This is a genomic window from Pseudomonas sp. NBRC 111139, from assembly GCF_001753955.1.
Classification (GTDB): domain Bacteria; phylum Pseudomonadota; class Gammaproteobacteria; order Pseudomonadales; family Pseudomonadaceae; genus Aquipseudomonas; species Aquipseudomonas alloputida.
The window spans coordinates 1-23,779 of record NZ_BCBP01000025.1; the positions used below are offsets into that span (position 1 = coordinate 1).

Here is a 23,779-nt window from a genome sequence, read left to right on the forward strand (position 1 = left end):
CCCTAATGGAGATCAATACCTACGATCAGATGATCTGGGTAAGTTCATGCAACTTAGCGCCAGCACTGCTGTCTTCAAACGCATCCGTGTCCTGAGCGAGAACTTGTTTTTCAATCCATTGATTAGACCGGCCTTTGAGGACGGTCACTTTGTAAACCGTTATTTATTGGGCCTCAATAATGATCATGTAGCTTTCATTAGCGACCCTAAGTACTACTATCGAAAGCGCGAAAACGGAACATCGACCATAGACACTGCCTGGGAAAAGCCCGGCAGATTTGACGCCCAACTTCGCCTTGGCTATCAAAGCCTAATAAATGAGAGCCTAAAGCGTTACGGGACTGTGAAACCCTATATTCAGCGCACAATCTTCTATGATCTAGCTTGGCACTTTAAGCGTTTCATCAACAACGATGGAAAGCTAAGCCATCTAACGCCTGAGGCTAGAGATAAATATACCACAATCGTTAGAGAGATCATGCAGCACATCTCTTACGAGACCATGTTAAACTTTGAACTTGCAGGGCTTTGGTTTTTCCAGAAGTTTGGACTTATTTCCTACTACAAAAACACTGAACCGAAGTTCAACATCGTCTACATCGACGGGACCGATGAGTTCCGCGACCTTATAAAGGTTCGCTACTTCACGAGAAGCCCGAACCCTAAAGAACTTATTACCTTTGATAACAAACTAACCATACCTGTATTTGACAAAACTCATCGCCACACACTCTTCGGCGAGACGTTCCTTCATGAAAGGATCATCTGGCTAAAACCAGGTGACACAAAAACACTTCAAATCAAAGTTGAGGACAAAGCCGATACTCGGATTAGCCTTAAAGGAAAGCAGCATAAAGGTCGTGTAGAAGTCGCCGAAGTATTCAGTCTTCTACAGATCAAGCCCCCTGCAGTGGAATCTCTACCACACGAAGCCATCCTTCTTCGAGAGCAAGCCCTGTCCCATCAGAATCGCATGAAATTTGCTAATTGCTGGCTCTTCATGGACAGAAACTCTTTCGCAGATGACAATGCGGAACATCTCTATAGATATGTAAAAGAAAACCATTCACACAATAATATTTATTTTATTCTAAATGATTCTTCGAGTGACTGGAACCGACTCAAGGCCGAAGGTTTCAAACTTATCCCATTTGGAACCGAAGAACACAAGATTGCACTACTCAACGCTGCACACCTTATCTCATCACATGCTGACCATTATGTATTTGGTGGATTGTCTAATGCACACTTCGCTGACCTTAAGAGATACAAATTCACATTCCTGCAGCACGGAATTATTAAAGATGACCTCTCTGGCTGGCTGAATGGAAAGAATATCCATTGCTTCGTTACTTCGTCACAGCGTGAATATGACTCCATCTGTCATGGGGATAGTTATAAATTCTGTGAGCGAGAAGTAGTTCTAACCGGTCTGCCAAGGCATGACCGGTTAAGATCCACACCTAGGAATGCTCGTCCTAGTATCTTGATAATGCCTACATGGCGCCACGACTTGGTCGGCAAAGCGTCAGACGATGGTTTCGAGCGTGACAAACAATCGGGCTTTATCACGAGTCAATACGCAACTGAGTGGAAGTCATTCCTGCACTCTACGCGTCTGCGAGAAATCTCCGAAAAGTATGAATATGATGTAGTGTTCTTCCCACATGCTAACGTTCAACCATACCTGCCAGAGTTCGAAGTCCCAGCGTTTATAAAAATTGGCACTCACAGCCCCGAAATTTCAATGCAGCAATATTTCGCAGATTGCGAAATTCTAGTGACGGATTATTCCTCCGTTGCATTCGAAGTAGCGGCTCTGGATCGTAAAGTTGTTTACTTCCAATTTGACCAGGATACCTTCTTCAACGGTAGCCACACCTATACAAAAGGTTATTATTCTTACGAGCTTGACGGCTTTGGGCCTGTGCGCAAAACCTTGGAAAGTACCTTAGACGCACTTGAAGAGGCTGCGGAAGGCACGCTTGACCAAGCCCTGTATGCAGAACGCAGAAATGCTACGTTTGCTTTCCATGACCTATCCAGCTGTGAGCGAGTGTATAAAGCAATTGTAGATCTTGAGAAGAATACAGTCTCACTACTTAATATCTCAAAATCTGTACGACGCACCGCAACACGTGCAATGGAGAATGCTAACTGGGAACTTTCTCAAGAGGCTTGGGAGAGACTAATCCAAAACTCCCCAACGCTATTGAGCGTATCGGACTCCATTGACTACTCGCGCACGCTTCGTGAGCTGGGTGAATACACAAAATGTGCTCAATGGCATGAAAAGCTCAGAGAGCTTGGCCTCTGGTCTGAGGAGATGAGAGATGAAGCTCTCACAGTTTCTTTCACTATAAACCCTCATGAGATCACTATTGAAGATTACGAGTACTTCAAACTGAAGTTAGTTGATCAAAAAATGCCGGCAATAGTCGTAGCCACTGCTGCGCGACATTACAGAACCATGGGTAATATCGACCAAGCAATAGCGCAGTTTGACTATACAAACGATATGCAGCACCCTGAGATTCTAGTAGAACGCGCACTGATCGCTGAGAAATTAGAGATCTGGGAGGAAGCTGAGAGGCTTTGGATAGACTTAAACAAAGCCAGTGCTGATCCTATGTATGCTTACCAGGCCGCACGAGCGCAGTTTCTACAAGGAAAGAATAAAGACGCTTTGAAAAAGCTGAGCCGTCTTAAACTGCCGCTTGTTGATGAAAACCAAAATCTGGTTGCGGGTGATATTTTCTACTCAAATCAGAAATGGAAAGAAGCAAGCGACTGCTGGACTGCAGCTTCTTCCAAGATCGAAATGTCACCGGATCTTTGGCTAAAACTGGCCCGAAGCCGCAGACGCAGTGGTCAATATGACCTAGCACTTGAGGCAATCTCTCGATCTAAATTGGCGTCAGATGAGCGGACATTCATGCAAGAGCGAGCATTAATAAGCATCGCGTCTGAATCATGGGTGGAAGCTGTACGCAACTTAGAAGAGTTTATTTCTCGTAAGGATTTGAATCCAAACAAAGATGCAACCGTCGACTTAGCACATGCACTTTTCAAAAGCGGTCAATTGGACGCAGCGACGCAGATCCTAACACAGTACTGCAAAAGACACGGAAACTCGCCACGGACAGAAAAAACCTGGAATACATTTAAACTTTCGGCATAATCTCTAAATAGCCTAGCAGCATTAACTGCTAGGCTTGAGGATCTGAAATTGAAAGAACTTAAATTCAACTATAAAGATCTATCTGTAAAATATAAATTCAAACCCCGCAAACATGATACGCGTCATTTAATAGTCGTATTTTCCGGGTTTGGCGCAGTATCCGAGTTCACTTATGACTTCGAAAATGCACTTCAAGACTGCCCTGCCAATGTACTATGGATTAAGGATGACTTTGGCGATCACTGCACTTACTACATATTGAAGAATAACGACTTTGGCCCTGAACACGCGGTCCAAGCGCTCATCAGCCACACCTTGCAACTATTAAATCTAGATAAAACTCAATGTACACTCGCAGGCTTCTCGAAGGGTGGCAGCGCTGCACTTTACCACGGCCTTAAATACAACTTTAAAAACATAGTATCTACCGTACCGCAAATGAACATCGCCAGCTACGTTATTAATAACTGGCCTCAGACCGCTTCCAACATGTTTGGCACACAAAACAACGACTCTGCGCTTTCGTTTGATGAAAAACTTCCAAACATATTAAAGACAGACACAAAACTCAACAAAAACATATACCTTCTCACTTCTGAGTCTGACATACAGTTTCCGACTGAGATAAAGCCCTTTAAGGGTGAATTCTTAAAGTACGACAATTTCAACTTCTTCCTAAGTCGCTCAGTATTAGTCCGCGCTCACAACCAGGTCACGAGTCACCACTCTTCACTTTTGATTAGCATTTTTTACTCTTTAGCCAACAACATTGCCCCCAAATATGGTTACTGCGAGCTCTATGGCGATCGTGCTGACGAATCAAAAAAGACGGATATCGGTAAGCCAATCATAGAACTAAAGAACATTTACATAAAAAATTCAAGACTATTCCTCGAAGGAGTAGGGATTTTAAAACATGTCCCTTCCGACAATTGGAAAGACGTAAAATTTCAACTATTCCTCACTAACTCCGAATCTCTGACAACGCTTCGAGTTGATCTCGCCAAAGATAATAGACCATCTCTGACACGGCAGTATTACTCTGAATCGTTCACAAGCTATGATAAATCTTGGTTCTGCACTTTAAAGCACGAAGGCATTGATCTCAATACAATTCCTCCTGGAAAATATCAATGTTATCTACGAATTATCATGGCCGGCCACGATTGTAAAGTTCCACTTTACACTCAAACAAAGTCTGCTTTCACTGACAACAGAACCTCCTCACAAATTCAGTGTTCAACTGATGGTGTCTACTTACAGATGGAGAAGGTCCCTTCTGATATTCAAGAACGCGTCGTTAGCTGAAATGCAAAGAGTAACTACTCTAGGATCGACAACAATTGTACTTCCTATTGACTTGGGAAGTCGGCCCATTGACATAATTTTGAAAGCCCTGAGAATTTGCCGTGTGGGTGAAATTCATGGCTGGAGAATAGTTATTGGCTTGGCAGCCAGAAAAATATGGCCAGAAATCATCTTCAAAAAAATTATTGGCAAATTTTCTAATACTTCTATAATTGAAGTCCCTCATTCAGGCCCAGTTAATAATGCTCGTCTTAGAAATATTGCATGCCGATCAGCCTTGAGTGATTATCTGATTCTCTTAGATGTAGATATATGGCCTGACCCAGATCTTTTCGCAAAATATAAAAATAAAATTGCGAACGGAGAATTGGACTTTGTATTTATACCATGCATGTATCTATCTCGACATGGTTCAAAGCGACTAATTTCAGTGCGAGACCCAAAAAACCTGAGAGACCGATACTTTAAGTTTTCAAGAAAAGAGTTCCTGCATTTGGCCAACCCCTCGTCGGTCACTATAATGCGAAGTCAAGATTTCTCATTGCTAGATGGTTTTGACGAACAATTTGAAGGGCATGGCTATGAAGACTTTGACTTTATGCTTAGATTAGCCGGTCTTTATAATAGCCTTACAGAGTGCGGCAATATTTTAGATGCTACAACAGCTAGATCGCCTCTCTTTCCAACAGGGTTCCGGCGGGCGCTCGGTCGGCTTTGCTTACCTTTGCTTCTTGATAAGGATATGGCGTTTCACCTTTATCACGATACTCCAAAGGGAACGGAATACTATACTGCGCGCCAAGGAAATCTACAAAGATTCTTGACGCAACATCAACATCTTAGATCTACACACCCTGAGTCCTCTACATTGATCGAAGATTTTCTTGACCTATGCAGATTAAAAAATCTTGATTACAAGGACTATTCGGCACTGTTTGAGAACAAACCAGGACATATTGACCGCTTTGACACATTCAAGCGCCGTTTGAGATTTCTGCTAAAATGACTAAAAAACAAGTGAAATACAAAAAGTTACGAAAATTCTTCCGTGATCCGAACTTGTTTTTCTACGATATGTTCAGGAAACGTGTATTCCAAAACTCACCTCAAACCGCAAGTAAAACTTCCCTTCCGAGCGCCAACCGCAATAGTGTTGACTTGATGGAGGTGAATCGCCTTGGCTTGAAGGCCTACCTTCGTGAAAGCCTTAAAGCCGGCATTGGGGCTGAAGATGGAAACGACCAAAATAGCCTTGTACTTTGGAGTGGTCATCTCAACGGGCTTATTAACTTCATATCTGGGTTCAAAGAGGCTTCACCAACCGACGTTTGTATTTATACGCTTGGTGGTAGTGTTAGCATTCAATCCCCTGCAAAATCAAAATTAAACGTTGCCGAAGTTTCGTCTTTGCTTAGTGCCAGACCAAACTTCGTCGTAGAATTTTCAAATGATCTTGGGCTATTAGAAATCATTCAATTCTATCTCTATGACATTGATCCAGCAGGCATTGCAAATATTCGCTCTAGCAAAGCCCATGTTAAGCGCTTCGCGGTAAAAGACCTCGAGAGCATTTATAGCGGAAGAGAACAAAATAATTCAGAAAAAATTGACGCGGTTTATACTTGGGTGAATCACGCGGACCCAAGATGGCAAGACTTATGGAGAGAGTCTTTCCCCGAATCAGCTTTCGATCCAGATCGATACACGAATAATGATGAGCTTAAGTTCTCGCTTAGGTCGCTACATAAATACGCCCCTTGGCTTAACAATATATATATTGTTTCGAACTGTGATAAACCCTATTGGCTCTTAGATGATCCGAGAATAACATGGGTTGATCACGGAGATATCTTCCCAGACCCCTCAGTACTACCGACATTCAACTCGCATGCCATTGAAGCTTCGCTACATCTAATTCCAGGCTTAAGCGAAAAATTTATATATTTGAATGACGACTTTGTATTGTCGCAGCCATGCTTACCAAGCGACTTCTTTGACGAAGCTGGTCGCTCGCTTTCATACTTTGAACCCTATGGAATGGTAACCGGGAGCATGGATGCTGAGAGCCCTGATTATCTAATTGCAGCCGGTAATGTTTGTAAACTCCTCAAAGAGGACTTTCCTAGCTATACTCCTCGTACACTACATAGACATGTGCCTTATGCGCTGCGAAAATCCATACTGCAGGAGCTAGAGCAGCGCTATACTAGTGCATTTGTTTCTACACGAGCAGCCAAAACGCGTAGTTCAAGTGACATAAATCTTACTTCATTCCTATATCATCATTTCGCCTATATAACCGGTGCCGCAGTTCGAGCTGACGCAAGCGGAATTATTGCACGTCCAAATAATATAGACACGATCACGACAAAATCATCATATAAATATAAATTTATTTGCTTTAACGACGGAAATGGAAGTTCAGAGGATCAAAAATACAAGAAAGTCGTGAATGACTTCTTTGACATCAGGCTCGCCAAACGAGCCCCATGGGAAAGAACCACAAGTAATAGAGCTTAGTTTTTTAGTGCGACTGGTAACACAGTCGCACCACATATATCTTAGACGCTCAACTTTGAAAGATAGGGCGATTTCTTTGAATCGAATATCATTTTCCTAAAGTCTTCGTCCTCCTTAGCCACTTCGACCAATAAAGAATCAAGATCCTTAGTCAAGGCGTAGGAACTGAGCGCTATAAAGAAGTTAGTAAACTTTTTGTTTTTTGTAAATTTCAGGCGCCGACAAACCTCTGCTACTTCGTGAATCGTGCTATCACTTAGCGCGAGTAGTGCATAAGCAAAAATATGATCTTCTGCGCTAGCCATAAATTTCGCCAGCCATTTTAAGCTAACCATTGGAGCAGGATAATCTGCAGGCGTAATAAACTTAGAACGACTTGCACCAACTAGCGACAACTGAAACGACTTCCCATAAGTATTTCGCCACTTATTCTTATACGTAAATATATGCAAATTATCAGAAATCCTGACGCTACGCACATAGGCCTCAGACATTTCACCCACAACCCTAACAGTCTGCGGCCTGTCGGACTTTAAGTTCTTTATCGCCCCGAAGATCCAGTCCCCATTTATTGAAATAACTTCAATGTCAGCTTCATTGCATACAACTTGAATACTGGAAACTTTCTTTCTCAGCGATTCTATATTAGCTTTGACTTCTGCAGATCGCATGGATGCTTGATCATTAGTAATCGAAAAACCACTATACTTCTCATATTCCTGAACATTCTTAAGCTCAATTTTTGCTCTATCCGCTTTTGGTTGGGCCCTTCTCTTAAGCCACTCCTCTTTCGACTTAGTGTAATAGTGATGAATCCTGGCATGCCCCATCTCAGGCTTCTTCAGCTTAATGGGCATTTTCTGGTCCCATTGAGCAACACTCAGGGTATTATCTAAATACACACCATTCAACAAATCGCAAATATGTGTCCTCATATTATAAGTGTTTTTCGTTGCAAACAGCGTCTTCACTGATCTCGCAACCGAACCTTCACACTTTTTAAACCTTTCAATTACCAAGCCCGGACGTTCTTTCTCTTCGCCGCCTGAGCCAAACATCAACCATGGGAGCGCAATCGCACCAATCTGATCATGGAGAGCCTCAGCCTGATCAATCAAGGTTTTTACATTTCCTTGATCAACAACCAAAAACTCATCCAGATCACAAATCAATACGTAATCAAAGTTATGTGAATATTCATTTATGAAATGCCCATACGCATCGCGCTGCGGCGGAATACCTTCCTTCCGCGGCCAGTATACTCGCTTTATTTCACCCACAGCATCTAAAGCAACCAACAACTCAGAAGTACCGTCATCGCTCACATTATCATAGATAAAAACATCATCAAAACCGATGGATTTATAGTATGAGACCCACTCTTCAACATATGCTCGTTCGTTTCTGCAGATAGCACAAACAGCTACTTTTACTCCGGATTCCACCTTCATCAACTCCATATGCAGGGAACTTTTCTTGCCCATTATACATGATTAGGCTTTCAGTCAGATCAAAATCATGACTGCCAAAATTTTTAGTTGATGAAAAAACGTTGAGCACGTAACATTCGATCGCACGTTATGATCTTGCCAATAAGGATTTTTATGATCAAGAAATGTTTGTTTCCGGCAGCTGGCTATGGTACGCGCTTCCTACCTGCAACCAAGGCCATGCCTAAGGAGATGTTGCCGGTAGTAAACAAACCCCTAATTCAATATGGAGTCGAAGAAGCATTGGATGCTGGATTGAACGAGATATCCATTGTCACTGGACGCGGCAAGCGCGCACTAGAGGACCACTTCGACATCAGCTACGAACTGGAAAACCAGATCAAGGGCACCGACAAGGAAAAATACCTGGTCGGTATCCGTCGCCTGCTCGACGACTGTTCGTTCTCCTACACCCGCCAGACCGAAATGAAAGGCCTGGGCCACGCCATCCTTACGAGCCGCCCGCTGATCGGCGACGAACCGTTTGCCGTGGTACTGGCGGACGACCTGTGTGTCAACCCGGAGGGTGACGGCGTACTCACCCAGATGGTCAAACTGTACAAGCAGTTCCGCTGCTCAATCGTCGCCATCCAGGAAGTCGACCCGCAGGAAACCAACAAGTATGGTGTAATCGCCGGCGACATGATTCGGGACGACATTTTCCGCATCACCAACATGGTCGAGAAGCCGAAGCCGGAAGACGCCCCGTCAAACCTGGCGATCATCGGTCGCTACATCCTGACCCCGGACATCTTCGATATCATTACCAACACCGAACCTGGCAAGGGTGGCGAGATACAGATTACGGACGCACTGATGCAACAGGCGCAGAACGGCTGTGTAATCGCCTACAAGTTTAAAGGTAAGCGTTTCGACTGCGGTGGCGCCGAGGGCTACATAGACGCGACTAATTTCTGTTTTGAAAATTTTTATAAGACGGCTAAATCCTCTTGAAAGAAGCCACCTTACGGTGGCTTTTTAGTTATCAGTTCTACTCACACCGCACGTTCTTACAAAGATGGATGTACCAACCACAAGCCGAAAACATCAGCGTTGCAAAAAAAACACCCATTAGTATTAGCAAGGTCATAATCGCTAGCCTTACATCGCTGAAAAAGCAATCTAGCAACATGTAACCGCGATAATATTTCGATTTCATTAAGCTTCTGTCAGCTCGCCAGAAAACTCTTGAAAATAATTTTTCTTTCAAGTCAAAAACTGAAACATTTTTGAGGTAGGCTCCGCCGACACCTCTGCTTGATTACTATTACCCCCAAAGAATAAAACTAATCAAATATCTCTACAACACCAACAATTGCACCACCTTCGCCTGTAACCGCCAAAGCCCTAATTTTGTTGTCGAGCATGTACGTTTCAGCAACTGAAAGCTGCTCATTTTGTTGAATCGTATGCGGATTGCCTGTCATGAACTCACTCACCATGGAGTGAATAGTTCTCTCATCCGCCAGCAATGCACGGCGTAGGTCTCCATCGGTCACGATGCCGACGAGCTTATCGCTATCCATTACAATAGTGAGACCCAATCGACTTTGCGTCATGACCAGCAGACAATCATGGAAACTGGTAGTTGGTGCTACGACCGGAGCCGGTGAATGCATAACATCGCAGACACGGGTCAATAGCTTTCTACCCAAACTGCCACCGGGATGATAGCGAGCAAAATCCATAGGCTTGAAGCGGATCGCATCAATCAGTGCAACAGCCAAGGCATCTCCCATGGCCATAGTTGCCAAAGTCGATGTAGTAGGCGCTAGATTATTCGGGCAAACCTCGCGCTCGACTGAAATATCCAACCAAATATCGGCATGCTTGGCTAAAGTCGATTTGCCATTTCCCGTCATGGCGATGATTTTGTTCCCAAACGACTTGAGGCTCGGGATCAGCTTAATCAACTCTTCCGTTTCGCCGCTGTAGCTGATGAGAATCAGGACATCGATCGGCTTAAGCATACCCAGATCGCCATGGAAAGCCTCGGCAGGGTGCAGGAAAAAGCTTGGCGTACCCGTGGAGGCAAAGGTGGCAACCATCTTTTGCCCTATCAGGCCAGATTTGCCCATTCCGCAGACTACGGTACGGCCTTGGCAACCGAGGATGAGTTCAACGGCGCTTTGGAATTCGCCATCCAAGCGGTCTGCCAATTGGGTTACGGCCTGCGCCTGCGCAATGAGAGCTTCTTTAGCGATGCTGAGATGGTTCATTTTCGTCTCTGAAATTGCAGATAGTACGGCGTGCCGAATGGTAAGGTTTTTGGCATGTTAAGCAAAGCGCCAAGGGCAGATGCTGGATCAAACCTCACCCCTGAGCCGTTAAAAATTAAGCGCGGAAGGATCGTCGCCGCCCACCCAACCCAGGGGATACCACCTTGCGTACGTACGTATGCGCCTTGAAAATCAACATCTTGTTGTAATTTTTCGTTGTGTCTTGGCCCTATATGACGCAGCATGGTCGTCTTTAGAGCTATAGATTGACGAAGGGCTGCTGCTGATTGGATGTCATGAATACCCCTTCTCACCCGCCTGCACTGGGCAAGACGCTCTACCGCTGGCAACAGGCCCCCCTGGCAAACCACTTGCACGCCCTGATGCCCCAGTGGAGGGGGTTGGCGCTGGACATCAGTAGCCAGGACTTGGCCTCGAATGCCTCGTTTGTTAACTACGTGCGCCACCACCGCCTGATTGACCCATGTACCGGGCAACCCGTCGAGTTAGTAGAAAAGTCGATTCGTAAGATTGCATTCCTCGGCAGTCAGGAGGCGCGACTGCATCGCGCGGAGGGAATGCTGACAGGTAGCACACATTTTAGATACCCGTCATGCCTGGGGGTAATCGAAACGCCCTGGGAGAGTTTGATTTTCACCGAGTTTGTGCGCGGCAAGCCACCGCGTATGCACGCGATAGCGCGTCAGCTGGCACTGGGCATTACTGAACTGGAAGACCTCAGCCATAGCTGGATAAGGGATCAATCGCTGAGCAAGGCACCATTGCTATGGAGCATGGATTTCTTCCGGCCATGGTTCCTCTTGAGGCCTCGATTCAATTTTTTGCGATGTTTGCCTGGGCTAGTTGCACTTGGGCGTGAGGATGCGCTATTTGCTGGATTGGCGGAGCGTTTCGATGGGTTCAGGCCATTAATGCGTAAGCTGGCCGTTGCGGCGCAGCGCAGCCCACATTGCATCTGCCACATGGACTACCTACGCAAGAACCTCTTTGTCACAAACGGACAGTTGCATCTGATTGACTGGAGCGAGGTCAAGCTAGGGCGCATTGGCTTCGACGGCGGCGCCTATTTGGGAAGCCTGTTCCGACGAAAGGAAATGGCGCTTTTCCTGTCAGCGCAGAAGGAGTTCAGCGAAGCTTACCGCAGCGCGCTACCCGAGAAATTCAACCCTGATGAAGCTGCTCGGAACCAGCATTATGTGTTCCTTTTGACAGCGCTTTACCACTGCCTGCGCCCCGAAACCATCCAAGAGTACCGTGAGCGAGATCGCATGCCTCTGCTGCTGGAGAAGTACAAGTATCTCCTCAGCCTGCTGTGAATAGATGTCATTTTGATGTCATCCTCTGAGATCTACCCGGATCCGTTGCGTTTCACCGGGAAAAAAACTCAATAAAACCATCCAACAAACCTGAATCTGTATTAAGATTCGCCGCTTCAAATCGCCCACTGGATACTTGGCCTTCTGCCCTTCGCGACCTTGGTAACGGAACCCCGCTACACGTTTATGGATGACGTTTTGCCTCGCCAACGCCTGTTGATCCTGTCCAAAGGGGCTCAGCAGATCAGAACTTTGCCTGCGCTGCTGCCCGATTTCGAGCTGCAGAATGGTGTCGTGGCTGACGTTTCGGAAGCGGATTGGGTAATGGCATGGGGCCGCAAACCAAGCGCGCACGTGGCCATGGCCGCTGCGCGCAAAGCCGGAAAGCAGGTGCTGACCATCGAAGATGGGTTCCTGCGCTCTGTAGGCCTAGGTGCCGATGAGCCGCCACTGTCTCTGATTGTCGATGATGTCGGTGTCTACTACGACGCCCGCCAACCTTCTCGGCTGGAGCAGTTGATCGCTGAGCCCCTCACTCACGAGCAGCGAGCACGAGCGATGGCGCTCAAAGCGCTCTGGCAAGAGCAGCGGGTGTCGAAATACAACGACTCGCGTATTGAAGTGCCCGCCCTTCCAGCGAACTGCGTACTCGTGGCAGACCAAACGTCCGGCGACGCATCGTTGCAAGGCGCGACAGCTGACGATTTCGTGGCGATGCTCAATGAAGCTTTGGCTCGTTACCCAGCCAGCACCATTCTCCTCAAGGTCCACCCTGACGTGGTTGCAGGGCGTAAGTCGGGGCACTTCGATCTGGCTGCAGTAGCAAAGCTCCCGCGGGTGATGGTTCTGACTCAGAACGTTCATCCTGCTGAGCTTTTGCCGCGCATGCGCGCGGTATACGTAATGACTTCGCAGCTAGGCTTCGACGCATTGCTGTGGGGGGTACAGGTACATACCTGGGGCATGCCATTTTATGCCGGATGGGGGCTGACGGATGATCGTCTGCCCGCCCCTTCTCGCCGCTCGCCGATTAGTCTTGCCCAACTGATCCACGCGAGCTTGGTGCGCTACCCACGCTACATCTGTCCTGAACGGGGCGAGCCGAGTACCCCGGAATCTTTGATCAAATGGTTAGGCCTGCAACGCTACCACCGCAGCTTGATGCCAGCATCGATGCAAGTATGCGGTTTCAGCCGCTGGAAAGAGCCATTAGCCAGACTGTTCTTCAACGGCAGTGCGATACGCTTCGTCAAACCCAAGAAGCGTGTGTCTGCGTCGATGCCCGTCATTACTTGGGGCTGCAAACTCGATTTTGAGCTGCTCGGCCACCCCCAAAAGATCCACCGCGTTGAAGACGGTTTTTTGCGCTCTGTCGGCCTAGGCGCTGGTAAAGCTCGGCCACTGTCGTGGGTGATCGATGATATTGGCATTTATTACGACTCCACACGCCCGTCGCGCTTGGAACAAATGCTCGCCAACAATACGTTTGACACCCAGTTATTGATGCGGGCACAAGAGCTGCGCCTGGCGATCTGCAACGCAGGGCTGACCAAATACAACCTGCCGGGCAAGTCCTGGCAACGGCCAACAGATGCGCAAAAGGTAATTCTCGTCACCGGGCAAGTCGAGGGTGATGCCTCGATTCGCTTCGGTGGCACAAGCATTCTCAGCAACCTGCAGTTGCTGCGTGCAGTACGCGAACGTAATCCACAGGCCTGGGTGCTGTACAAGCCGCATCCAGAAGTACTGGCAGGTACACGTGCAAGCGGCAGCGACGAAGCGCAAACGGTGCACTGGTGCGACGAAGTCATCGGCGACACTCCCCTGCATCAACTGTTGGCGGTGGTCGATGAGGTGCATGTGCTCACTTCGCAGTCGGGCTTCGAGGCACTGCTTCGTGGAGTGCCGGTTACCACCTATGGCCAGCCATTCTATGCCGGCTGGGGACTGACGACGGACAACGAGCTGGATGCTCAAGTGCGAAGTCGACGCTGTCGAACGTTAACGCTGGATGAACTGGTGGCGGCGACGCTCCTGCTTTATCCCACCTACGTCAGCCGAATCACCAATCGTTTCACCACTGCAGAACAGACCCTTTACGAACTACAACACTGGCATGCATTACCGCAGCCCGGAGCAACTTCCAGATGGCAGGATTTGAAACGACGGTTGAGCAGTTTGCTGGGCAGGAAGCGCCCGGCAGCCTGATTCTCGAGCCGACGCGTCGTCCGCTGCTGGGGATTCCGCGTAATAGCTTTCTGTTTCTACAAGGCGTGAGCTCACCCTTTTTCAATCGTTTGGCCAAAGGCCTTCGTTCGATTGACCAGCGGGTGCACAGCATAAGCTTCAACGTAGGTGACGTGCTCTATGGTTCCGGTTCACGGCAGCGCTGCGGCCAACAAACAGCTGATTTAGAGGCCTACTATACCCAGACTTTTCGTGAGCTGAACATCACCGACCTTGTCCTGTTCGGCGACTGCCGCCCCGTGCACCGCACCGCGATCACGCTCGCCCGCCTGCAAGGCATTCGCGTGCACGTCTTCGAGGAAGGCTACTTCCGCCCTTACTGGATCACTCTGGAGCGCGACGGCGTAAACAACAACTCGCGCTTGCCACGGGACCCGGAGTGGTACCGCGAAGTGGGCAAATACATCCCGCGCTACCAAAACGGCAACTCGTTCAAACTGTCGTTCACCGCGCGCGCAGCACATGATGTGATGTATCACACCGGTGGCGCCCTTAACGCCCTTTTCTACCCGAACTACCGAACCCATGCCCCCTTCAACGCCGCAGTGGAATACGCAGGCTTCATTCGCCAAGGCCTGCGCCTGCTCCGCGCCCGCAGCCGCGATGACGCTCTAGTTGCCGATGTCGCCCGTGAGCGCCAGCCCACCTTCCTGCTGCCGCTGCAGTTGGACAGCGACGCGCAGATCCGCGACCACTCGCCGTTCGACAACATGACCCAGGTCATCGAGCACGTGATCGACTCGTTCTCGCTGCATGCCCCGTTCAATGCCCGCCTGCTGGTCAAAAACCATCCGCTGACGCCTGGCCTGGTCAACTACCGGCGCGTCACCGAGGCGCTGGCTCGCGAATACGACGTAGCCGACCGGGTCGAGTTCATGGAAAGCGGGCATATGCCAACCTTGCTCTCGCACATCAATGGCATGATTACCGTCAACAGCACCGCCGGCGCTTCGGCGCTGCTGCACGGGCGCCCGACCATCACCCTGGCCGACCCTATCTACGCCATGCCCGGCCTTACCCACCAAGGCAGCCTGGCTGATTTCTGGCACACCCCAGACATGCCGGACATCAAGCTCTTCCATCGCTTCCGCAACACGGTCATCCACACCACCCAGGTCAACGGCGGCTTCTACACCGCCTGCGGCATGGACATGGCCGTGGCCAACTGCCTGGAAGTGCTGATGGCGAAAACCTCAAGAATCGAAAAATACCTATGAGTTCGCATGCCTCACCCCGCTGCATCCTCATCACCGGCGCCACAGGCGGTATCGGTGGCGCGCTGGCGCCTGCCTACGCCGCCCCGGGGGTGACGCTGATCCTGCAAGGCCGGCGCCAGGACCGCCTGGCCGAAATGGCCGAACAATGCCGCGCCCTGGGTGCCCAGGTGCTGCTGGAAGCCCTCGACGTGCGCGACCTGGACGCCCTGCGGGCCATGGTGCGCCGGGTAAGCGAGCAGCATCAGCCCGACCTGGTGCTGGTCGGCGCAGGGCTTAACACCGCCGTGGGCGCCAATGGCGAAGCGGAAGACTGGGACGACAGCCGCGCCCTGATGGAAGTGAACGTGATGGCCGCCTTGGCCACCGTCGAGGCCGCCCTGCCCGCCATGCGCAGCCGTGGCGACGGGCAGATCGCCCTGTTCAGCTCGCTGGCGGGCTGGCGTGGCTTGCCGGTCACACCGACCTACAGCGCCAGCAAGGCCGCCATCCGGGTGTACGGCGAGGCCATCCGCGACTGGCTGGCGCCGGAAGGGGTGAAAGTGAATGTGATTGTGCCGGGGTATGTGGAGTCGAAGATGTGCTTCGAAATGCCCGGGCCTAAACCTTTTCTGTGGACCGCCGACAAAGCGGCCAGGCGTATCAAGCGCGGGCTGGCGGCGAACCAGGCGCGTATCAGCTTTCCGTTCCCGCTCAACCTGGGCACCTGGCTGCTGGGGCTTATCCCGCAGTGGCTTTCTTCGATGATCCTGCGTGGGTTGAAGTACAGTGATTGATGTTTCCATGTTGCCGGTCGCTTTGATCGGCCTGGGCTTGACCGTCGCGGTCGAGCGCCTGCTGGTTCCCCGCCCTGCCCTGCGTCGCCCGGCCGATTGCTGGCTGCTGCACGCGGGGCTGTGGTGTGTGGCCTTCGGGCTGTTGTATGCCCTGACGGCGCGGCCGTTGTTCAGTGGCGTGAATGTGTTGCTGCTGTGGCTGCTGATCGTGCTGGTCAGCAACGCCAAGTATCACTCGCTGCGCGAGCCGTTTGTGTGTGCAGATTTCGAGTATTTCAGCGATGCAGTGAAGTTCCCGCGGTTGTACTTGCCGTTCTTTGGCTTTGGCAAGGCCGCGCTGCTGGCGGTGGGCTTTCTGGTTTACCTGTGGGCGGGGTTGAGCTTCGAGGTGGCGGGCGCGCGGCTTGAGGCGTTGCTGCCGTTGGCGCTGGGCCTGGGCTTGCTGCGCCTGGGGCATCGGCCTGTGAAGCCGAGCTTTGATGCCGAGCAGGATGTGCGTGGCTGGGGGTTGGCGGCCAGCTTGTGGCGGTACTTCTGGGCGGCGCGGGCGCCGGTTGACCGGGACGGGCTGGGCTCGCCGTTTGCTGTTGGGGCTGTGCCGGCCTCTTCGCAGCCGGCAGCGGCCCAGGCCGGGGCGCTGCCGGACTTGGTCTCGGTGCAGAGCGAGTCGTTCTTCGATGTGCGTGGGCTGTGGCCTGGCGTGCGCCCGCAAGTGCTCGACCAGTACGACCTGTTGGCCAGCCAGGCGCTGGCCCGGGGCAAACTGCAGGTGGCAGCCTGGGGCGCCAATACGGTGCGGACCGAGTTCGCCTACCTGACCGGCATCCCTGCCGACCGGTTGGGCGTGCACCGCTTCAACCCGTACCGGGTGCTGGCCCGCCAAGGCCTGCCCAGTATCGCCTCCAGGCTCAAGGCGCAGGGGTACCGGACCATTTGCATCCACCCGTACGACGGTGGTTTCTATGGCCGCAACAAGGTGTTGCCGGCATTGGGCTTTGATGAATTCATCGATGTGAAGGCGTTCAACGCTTCGCAAAAGGCCGGGCCGTTCATTGGTGATTGCGCCGTGGCAGACAAAATCCGCGCGCTGCTGCAGGCGCCAGGCCGCACACAGCCGCTGTTCATCCATGCGGTCACCATGGAAAACCATGGCCCGTTGCACCTGGAAAGCGTAGCCGCGCACGAGCTGCCGGCCTGGTTCGACCGCCCGCTGCAGCCGGGCATGAAAGACCTGGCGCCGTATGTGCGGCACATCGGCAACGCCGACCGCATGCTGGGCATGCTGCGCGACACCTTGCTGGCCCAGCCGAACGAGGCGCTGCTGTGCTTCTTTGGCGACCATGTGCCGATCCTGCCCGAGGTGTACCAGGCTGTTGGTGCGCCCGCGGGTGATACCGACTACCTGGTGTGGTCCAACCGCCGCCAGCCTGGCTGCGGGGCCAGGCCCATGCCGGTGCAACAGTTGTCCAGCACATTGCTGGCCCATGCCCTGGCGCCGGCAACCTGCCAGGGCACGCCTGTGGCCAGTGCCGGGGTAGCCTGACAACGTGGTGCGTATCGTTTTGGGATCGGACCTGTCGCCGGAACGTGCCGCAGACCCTGCCTTGGCCCGCTTGCTGACCGAGGGGCGGGGGTCGCTGGCGTTCCTGATTGGCAATACGGCCTGCCGCTATCGCCTGCTGGGGGCGGCAATCCACTGGGACCGTGTGCTGCTGGCTTTCGACGGCGAGCAGGCACTGGGCTTTGCCGCATTCAAGCATGGCCGGCGCGGGCCGTTTGCCTGGCACTGGCGGCCGTTCGTGCGTGAGTTTGGCCTGTTGAGCGGCTGGGTGCGGTTTATTGGGTTCTGCCTGAGCGAACTGCGCGAATGGCGCTACCCGTTCTTGCTGTACGGGCTACGGGTCAGCAAGGCCGCACGCCAGCACGGCGTAGGCTCGGCGCTGGTGCAGGCGTGCTGCGCGCACGCCGCCGGCCAGGGCTTTACCCAGGTAGAGCTGGAGGTGCCGCTGAGCAATCATCGGGCGCAGCACCTGTACCTGCATAATGGCTTTGCCCTGCGCCGCAAGCGCTGGGTGCCGTTCCCGCCGGTGCGCAACATGTGGCGGGCCGTGTAATGCACAACACGCCGCCCTTTGTACCCCACTCGCCCGAAGGTTACTCGCCACCCGATGCCCTGGTAGACGGCACCGGCTGGGTCGGCATCATGTCGCAATGGGTGGCCTGGAAGGTCCTGCACCTGCCGCAGTTCCTCGGCCCGGAAGGCCCGCCCTTCTGGCTGTGGCGCCGTGGCCGCAAGGCGCCCAAGGGGCTCAAGGCCATTGCCGGTATCGGCTACAAGCAGTCGTCGGCCCATGCCCGGGTGCTGTGCCAGCGCTGGGGGCTGCCCTACATTGCGCTGGAAGACGGCTTTTTGCGTTCTTCTTCGCTGGGCATCGAGGGCGATACGCCAATGTCCATGGTGGTCGACCCGGTGGGCATCCACTACCTGGCCGACCGCCCTTCGCTGCTGGAAAACATCCTGCAGCAGCCCGAGGCGCTCAGCGCATACGAACTCAATTGCGCCCGCGAACTGATTGCCTTGATGCGCAGCAGCGGCATCGGCAAGTACAACAACGCCCAGGACCTGCCCGACGACGACCCGCTGGGCCGTGAACGACCGCTGGTGCTGGTGGTGGACCAGACTGCCGGGGATTATTCGATCCCGGGCGGCGGGCTATGCGAAGCCGACTATGTGCGAATGCTGGATGAGGCCCTGGCAGAAAACCCGGATGCCGACGTGCGCGTTCGCATTCACCCAGATTGCCTGGGCGGGCAAAAGCCCAGTTGCCTGCTGGATGCCGCGCGGGCCCGTGGGGTAACGCTGGAGGCGCGGCCGGTAGCCTGGGCGTCACTGGCCCGGCGTGCCCGGCGCGTGTACGTGGGTACCAGCCAGGCCGGGCTGGAGGCGTTGATCCAGGGCGTGCCGGTCACCTGCTTCGGGCTGCCGTTCTACGCGGGCTGGGGGCTGACCGATGACCGCATGGCCATTGCTCGCCGGCAGTCACGGCCAGACCTTGTGCAACTGGTGGCGGCGGCCTATGTGCGTTACTGCCGTTATGTCGATCCATTGAGCGGCCAGTTGACCGATGCCTTGACCGTTGCCCGCCAATTGGCCAGCAAGAAAGCACGCGATGCTGCGTTTGCCGGCCCCACCACGGTGCTGGGCGTGAAGCGGCACAAGCAGCACAACATCCGGCGTTTTTTCGCAAGCCGTTGGGGGCAGCTGCGCTTCAGCGTGGACAGCCCGCAACTGATAAGCCAGGTAGCGGCCGAACAGGGTCGGCTGCTGGTATGGGCTGCGCGCGAGCCGGCCGGCCTGGCCGAACGTGCGCGCCAGGCGGGGGTGCCAGTGTGGCGGGTCGAGGATGGTTTCTTGCGCTCCACGGGGTTGGGGACGACCAACAGCCCGGCGCTGTCACTGGTGCTGGACCGGGGTGGCATTCATTACGATGCGCAGTCTGCCAGCGACCTGGAGCAGCTGTTGCAGCATGGCGAATTCGACGCCCCATGCCTGGCCGAAGCGGCGCGCTTGCGGGCGCAGATCGTTGCCAGCGGCACCAGCAAGTTCAACCTGCGCAGCAATGTGCGCCCGGCGCTGCTTGGGCAGCCGGGGCAGCGGCGGGTACTGGTGGTGGGCCAGGTCGAGGATGACGCCTCGGCGCTGTGCAGCGGTGGCGGTGCCGGGTGCAACCTGCGCCTGCTGCAACAGGTGCGCGCGCGGTTGCCGGATGCCTGGATTCTGTACAAGCCGCACCCCGACGTGGAGGCCGGCAAGCGCCGCGGGCACATCGCCCCGGCACAGCTGGTGGGGCTGGCCGATCAGGTACTGGCGGGGGTGGACATCGCCAGCCTGTATGGCCAGGTCGATGCGCTGCATACGCTCAGTTCCACCGCCGGTTTCGAGGCCTTGCTGCGCGGGCTGCCGGTGGTCACCTATGGCACGCCGTTCTATGCCGGCTGGGGCCTGACCGAGGACCATCAGCCCTTGCCCCGCCGCACCCGGCGTTTAACCCTGGACCAGTTGGTAGCCGGCGCCTTGTTGCGCTATGCGCGCTATGCCGACGTCCAGCAAGACCTGCCCTGCGATGCCTGGCACGCCCTCGCCTGCCTCAGCGCGCCCCATCCGGCGCCGGTGGCCTATCGACGAGTGGCGCCGTTGCTCAACTATACCCGGACCATGCTCGGCTGTGGCCGGCCATTGGCCCCATCAAAGGACTAGATCATGCCTGTTTCGATCAAGGACATCGGCCGTTACGCGGCACTCCCCTGGCATTGCCTGCAGTTGGCTACCCATGCCAAGTCGTTCGAGAACAACCCGGTGCTGGGCAGTGCCCGGCTCAATGCCCTGGGCCTGCATGTGCAGCGTCGTCAGCTGGCGATGGCCATGGCAGGTTACCGTCGCAATGCGCTGGCCTCGCGGCTGGATGCCGGTGAACGCGCGCATTTTGAGCAGAACGGTTTTTTCATTCGTGAAAACGCCCTGCCTGCCGAGCAGTTTGCGGCCTTGCGCGCCGAGCTGGGTGCATTGCGCAGCACCGGCTGGGAAATGCGCCAGGGCCGCGCGGTGACCCGCCGGGTCAGCCTTGACCAGGACGTGCTGGCGCAAAACCCGGCCAGTGCGGCGTTTGTGGCGGACCGTGGGGTGCGCGACCTGATTGCCTATGCGTCGTCCAATACCGGTGGCATTACCTACCAGTTGCAGTCGATCGTGATCGACGCCGCCAATGCCGACCAGGACCCGCAGACCCGCCTGCATGCCGACACCTTCCACCCCACGGCGAAGGCGTGGTTGTTTCTGGACGATGTGGCGGATGACCAAGGGCCCTTCAGTTATGTGCCGGGGTCGCACCGCCTGACGCCGGAGCGTTTGGCCTGGGAGTACCGTCAAAGCCTGGGGGCGGCGCGCTCCGGCGAGCAGATGCACCGTGAGGGTTCGTTCCGCATCGACGAGCCCGAGCTGGCGGCCCTCGGCTTGCCGCCGCCCCGTCGCTTTGCGGTGCCAGCCAACACCCTGGTGGTGGCCGACACGTCTGGTTTCCATGCCCGTTGTGCAAGCCATCAGGCCAGCCACCGCGTCGAGATCTATGCCAGCCTGCGGCGTAACCCGTTCATCCCCTGGCGCGGGGCGCACCTGTTTGCATTGCCATGGATTGCCAACCACCACATGCGTTGGGATATCCGGTTGAAGCGGTTGATGGGGTTTGGCAAGAAGAGCCATTGGCGGTTTGTGGAGCAGTTGAATGCGTATGAGGCACCGCATATCTGACCCACGCCCAGTCCCCGGCCCGGTGGCTGGACGCAGGCCGTCGTGTAGGAGCGGGTTTACCCGCGAAGAGGCCGGTCCTGCTGGCCAATATCCCTGGCCGGTCACCGTTGCTGCCGCCACCGTATTCGCGGGTAAACCCGCTCCTACGCCGATCGGGGGGGGGCACAGATCGGTGGTTGGGCGCAGACCGTCGTGTAGGAGCGGGTTTACCCGCGAAGAGGCCGGGCCTGCTGGCCAATATCCCTGGCCAATCACCGCCCCCCTGGTCGGTGGGCACATTCTGCAATGGTTGAATCGCTGCTGGCGTCATGTGGGCGTCTACGCTGGCTCGAACTATCGAAGCCTCAAGGATGACCCCATGCAATACGCCCACGCCCATCATCTGCGCCGCCACCGGGTTTCACACCCCGGCAGGCTATACATGCTGACCACAGTCACCCACCAGCGCCGCCCCCTGTTTCACAACTTCAACCTGGCCAGGCTGGTGGTCAATCACCTGCGCCAGGCAGACCGGGAAAACAGCTGCGCCACGCTGGCCTGGGTCGTCATGCCCGACCATGTGCACTGGCTGATAGAACTGAAACAGGTGACGCTGGCCACGTTGATGCGCCGCTTCAAATCAAGGTCCAGCCATGCCTTGCACAAGGCTGGTGTAACAGCCACCCCCATCTGGCAGGCGGGCTACTGCGATCGCGCCATGCGCAAGGATGATGATCTGCTCAATACCGCCCGGTACATCATTGCCAACCCGGTCAGGGCCGGCCTGGCACCCAATGTCGGCGAATACCCACACTGGGATGCCATCTGGCTGTAGGCGTGGCCCTCACCCCAGCCGCGCCATCTCCTGCGCCACCACCGCCACGGTATGCCTGATCTGCTCTTCCGTATGCTCGCAAGACACAAAAAACCGCACCCGCGCCGAATGCTCCGGCACCGCGGGGTACAGGATCGGCTGGGCATTGATGCCACGCTCGAACAGGGCGCTGGACAAGCGGCCGGCCTTGAACGAACTGCCGGTAATCACCGGGATCACCGCCAACCCGGTACTGGTCGCCGTGTCCAGCCCAGCTTCACGCGCCAGGCGCAGGAACAGCTCCCCTCGCGCCTGCACTTGCGCTACCCGCTCGCTGTCTGCAGCCAGCAGCTTCAACGCTGCCAGCGCAGAGGCCGTGACCGCCGGCGGCATGCCAACACTGTACAAGAAGCCCGGCGCCAGAAACTTCAGGTGCTCGATCAGTGCCGTGCGGCCCGCAATGTACCCACCGCAACTGGCCAGGGTCTTGCTCAAGGTCCCCATCCAGATGTCGACGTCATCGCCAGCCAACCCAAAATGCTCACGAATACCTTTGCCCGTCGCCCCCATCACCCCCAGCGAATGGGCTTCATCCACCATCAGGAAAACCTTGTGCTTATGCTTGAGCTCGACGAACCGGGGTAGCTCGGGGTAGTCGCCGTCCATGCTGTAGATGCCTTCCACCACCACCAGCACCCGCTCGAAGTGCTGGCGTTGCTCGCCCAGCAGGCGGTCCAGCGCCTGCCAGTCGTTGTGGGCAAAACTCAGACGGCGGGCACCCGACAGCTGGATACCCTGCAACACGCTGTTGTGAATCAGCTCGTCATGCACCACCAAATCGCGTGGCCCGAACAGGTAGCCGATGGTGGTGACGTTGGTGGCATGGCCGCTGACCATCACCACCGCATCGTCCACCTCGTACAGGCGCGCCAGTTCGCGCTCGAGCTCGCGGTGCAGCGGGCGGTCGCCAGAAACCGGGCGGCTGGCCGACACCGAGGTGCCGTAGCGGTCGATCGCCGCCTTGGCCGCTTCGGCCACGGTCGGGTGGCCGGAGTAACCCAGGTAGTTGTAACTGGCAAAGTTGAGGTACTCGCGCTCGCCAATCTGCGTCTGGGCGCCGGCGGTGCCCTGGTGCATACGGAAGAACGGGTTGCTCACGCCCAGCTGCATGGCACTCTGTTGGATTACCCGCAGTTGCTGGTACCCCGGGTGCTGATCAAAGCGATAGTGCGCTTCGGGCACCTTCAGGGCAGCCTGCTGTACCTGCTCCAGGGTGGCGCCCTGCTCGCCCTCGGCAGCCACATGGCGGCGCCGGGCGAGGGCTTGCTGGATCAGGCGTTGCTTGGCATCGCCACCAAGGCCGGTCGGGGTTCTGGCTGTCATCTGGCA

Annotated in this window: 17 protein-coding genes; 14 read left to right on the top strand and 3 right to left on the bottom strand. The window is 54.3% G+C overall.

The window, feature by feature from the left end; all coding sequences use genetic code 11:
• Positions 1-46 precede the first annotated feature (46 nt).
• From BJQ17_RS08635 to BJQ17_RS29830, 4 genes are all read left to right on the top strand, one after another.
• Positions 47-3,181 (top strand): CDP-glycerol glycerophosphotransferase family protein, encoded by a 3,135-nt coding sequence (locus tag BJQ17_RS08635; RefSeq protein WP_139139760.1) that lies wholly within the window; start codon positions 47-49, stop codon positions 3,179-3,181.
• A gap of 48 nt (positions 3,182-3,229) precedes the next feature.
• Positions 3,230-4,489: a hypothetical protein gene (locus tag BJQ17_RS30935; RefSeq protein WP_070095900.1), complete on the top strand. Its 1,260-nt coding sequence runs from the start codon at positions 3,230-3,232 to the stop codon at positions 4,487-4,489.
• 103 nt (positions 4,490-4,592) lie between these two features.
• Entirely contained in the window at positions 4,593-5,495 is a 903-nt protein-coding gene (locus BJQ17_RS29825) for a galactosyltransferase-related protein (protein WP_175442718.1), read from the top strand.
• A complete protein-coding gene (locus tag BJQ17_RS29830) occupies positions 5,492-7,009 on the top strand; it encodes a stealth conserved region 3 domain-containing protein (protein WP_083285029.1) in 1,518 nt (505 codons plus the stop codon). The genes BJQ17_RS29825 and BJQ17_RS29830 overlap by 4 nt, the downstream gene beginning before the upstream one ends.
• Positions 7,010-7,050: 41 nt before the next feature.
• On the opposite strand, the gene BJQ17_RS08645 is transcribed toward BJQ17_RS29830, so the two are convergent.
• Complete coding sequence (locus BJQ17_RS08645) at positions 7,051-8,460, bottom strand: glycosyltransferase family 2 protein (RefSeq protein ID WP_175442719.1); 1,410 nt, start codon at positions 8,458-8,460, stop codon at positions 7,051-7,053.
• A 153-nt stretch (positions 8,461-8,613) separates the two neighbouring features.
• Between BJQ17_RS08645 and galU the strand changes: the two genes are divergently transcribed.
• Entirely contained in the window at positions 8,614-9,453 is an 840-nt protein-coding gene (galU, locus tag BJQ17_RS08650; protein ID WP_070095902.1) for a UTP--glucose-1-phosphate uridylyltransferase GalU, read from the top strand.
• Positions 9,454-9,785: 332 nt separating this feature from the next.
• On the opposite strand, the gene BJQ17_RS08655 is transcribed toward galU, so the two are convergent.
• Entirely contained in the window at positions 9,786-10,718 is a 933-nt protein-coding gene (locus tag BJQ17_RS08655; protein WP_070095903.1) for an SIS domain-containing protein, read from the bottom strand.
• Positions 10,719-11,014: 296 nt separating this feature from the next.
• Here BJQ17_RS08655 and BJQ17_RS08660 point away from each other — a divergent pair, with 296 nt between their 5' ends.
• The 9 genes from BJQ17_RS08660 to BJQ17_RS08700 all read left to right on the top strand — a co-directional run bounded on the left by BJQ17_RS08660 (position 11,015) and on the right by BJQ17_RS08700 (position 22,411).
• Positions 11,015-12,055, top strand: coding sequence for a phosphotransferase family protein (locus BJQ17_RS08660; RefSeq protein WP_083285030.1), 1,041 nt, complete (start codon positions 11,015-11,017; stop codon positions 12,053-12,055).
• Positions 12,056-12,241: 186 nt separating this feature from the next.
• Positions 12,242-14,263 carry a capsular polysaccharide biosynthesis protein gene (locus BJQ17_RS08665; protein ID WP_070095925.1) on the top strand — a complete coding sequence of 674 codons (2,022 nt, stop codon included), beginning with the start codon at positions 12,242-12,244 and terminating at the stop codon, positions 14,261-14,263.
• Positions 14,203-15,519 carry a capsule biosynthesis protein gene (locus BJQ17_RS08670; protein WP_070095904.1) on the top strand — a complete coding sequence of 439 codons (1,317 nt, stop codon included), beginning with the start codon at positions 14,203-14,205 and terminating at the stop codon, positions 15,517-15,519. The genes BJQ17_RS08665 and BJQ17_RS08670 overlap by 61 nt, the downstream gene beginning before the upstream one ends.
• Positions 15,516-16,292, top strand: coding sequence for an SDR family oxidoreductase (locus tag BJQ17_RS08675; protein ID WP_003252728.1), 777 nt, complete (start codon positions 15,516-15,518; stop codon positions 16,290-16,292). The genes BJQ17_RS08670 and BJQ17_RS08675 overlap by 4 nt, the downstream gene beginning before the upstream one ends.
• Positions 16,293-16,299: 7 nt before the next feature.
• The gene (locus BJQ17_RS08680; RefSeq protein WP_083285031.1) at positions 16,300-17,835 is read left to right on the top strand and encodes an LTA synthase family protein; all 1,536 of its coding nucleotides are present in this window, start codon (positions 16,300-16,302) and stop codon (positions 17,833-17,835) included.
• A 4-nt stretch (positions 17,836-17,839) separates the two neighbouring features.
• On the top strand, positions 17,840-18,406 hold the full coding sequence (locus BJQ17_RS08685; protein ID WP_054888761.1) for an N-acetyltransferase: 567 nt from the start codon (positions 17,840-17,842) through the stop codon (positions 18,404-18,406).
• A complete protein-coding gene (locus tag BJQ17_RS08690; protein WP_070095906.1) occupies positions 18,406-20,550 on the top strand; it encodes a capsular polysaccharide biosynthesis protein in 2,145 nt (714 codons plus the stop codon). Before BJQ17_RS08685 ends, BJQ17_RS08690 begins: the two co-directional genes overlap by 1 nt.
• 3 nt (positions 20,551-20,553) lie before the next feature.
• Positions 20,554-21,597, top strand: a complete 1,044-nt coding sequence (locus tag BJQ17_RS08695) for a phytanoyl-CoA dioxygenase family protein (protein ID WP_004577660.1) — start codon at positions 20,554-20,556, stop codon at positions 21,595-21,597.
• A gap of 358 nt (positions 21,598-21,955) precedes the next feature.
• On the top strand, positions 21,956-22,411 hold the full coding sequence (locus tag BJQ17_RS08700) for a transposase (RefSeq protein WP_003252719.1): 456 nt from the start codon (positions 21,956-21,958) through the stop codon (positions 22,409-22,411).
• 9 nt (positions 22,412-22,420) lie between these two features.
• On the opposite strand, the gene BJQ17_RS08705 is transcribed toward BJQ17_RS08700, so the two are convergent.
• A complete protein-coding gene (locus tag BJQ17_RS08705) occupies positions 22,421-23,773 on the bottom strand; it encodes an aminotransferase class I/II-fold pyridoxal phosphate-dependent enzyme (protein WP_004577066.1) in 1,353 nt (450 codons plus the stop codon).
• Positions 23,774-23,779: the final 6 nt, after the last annotated feature.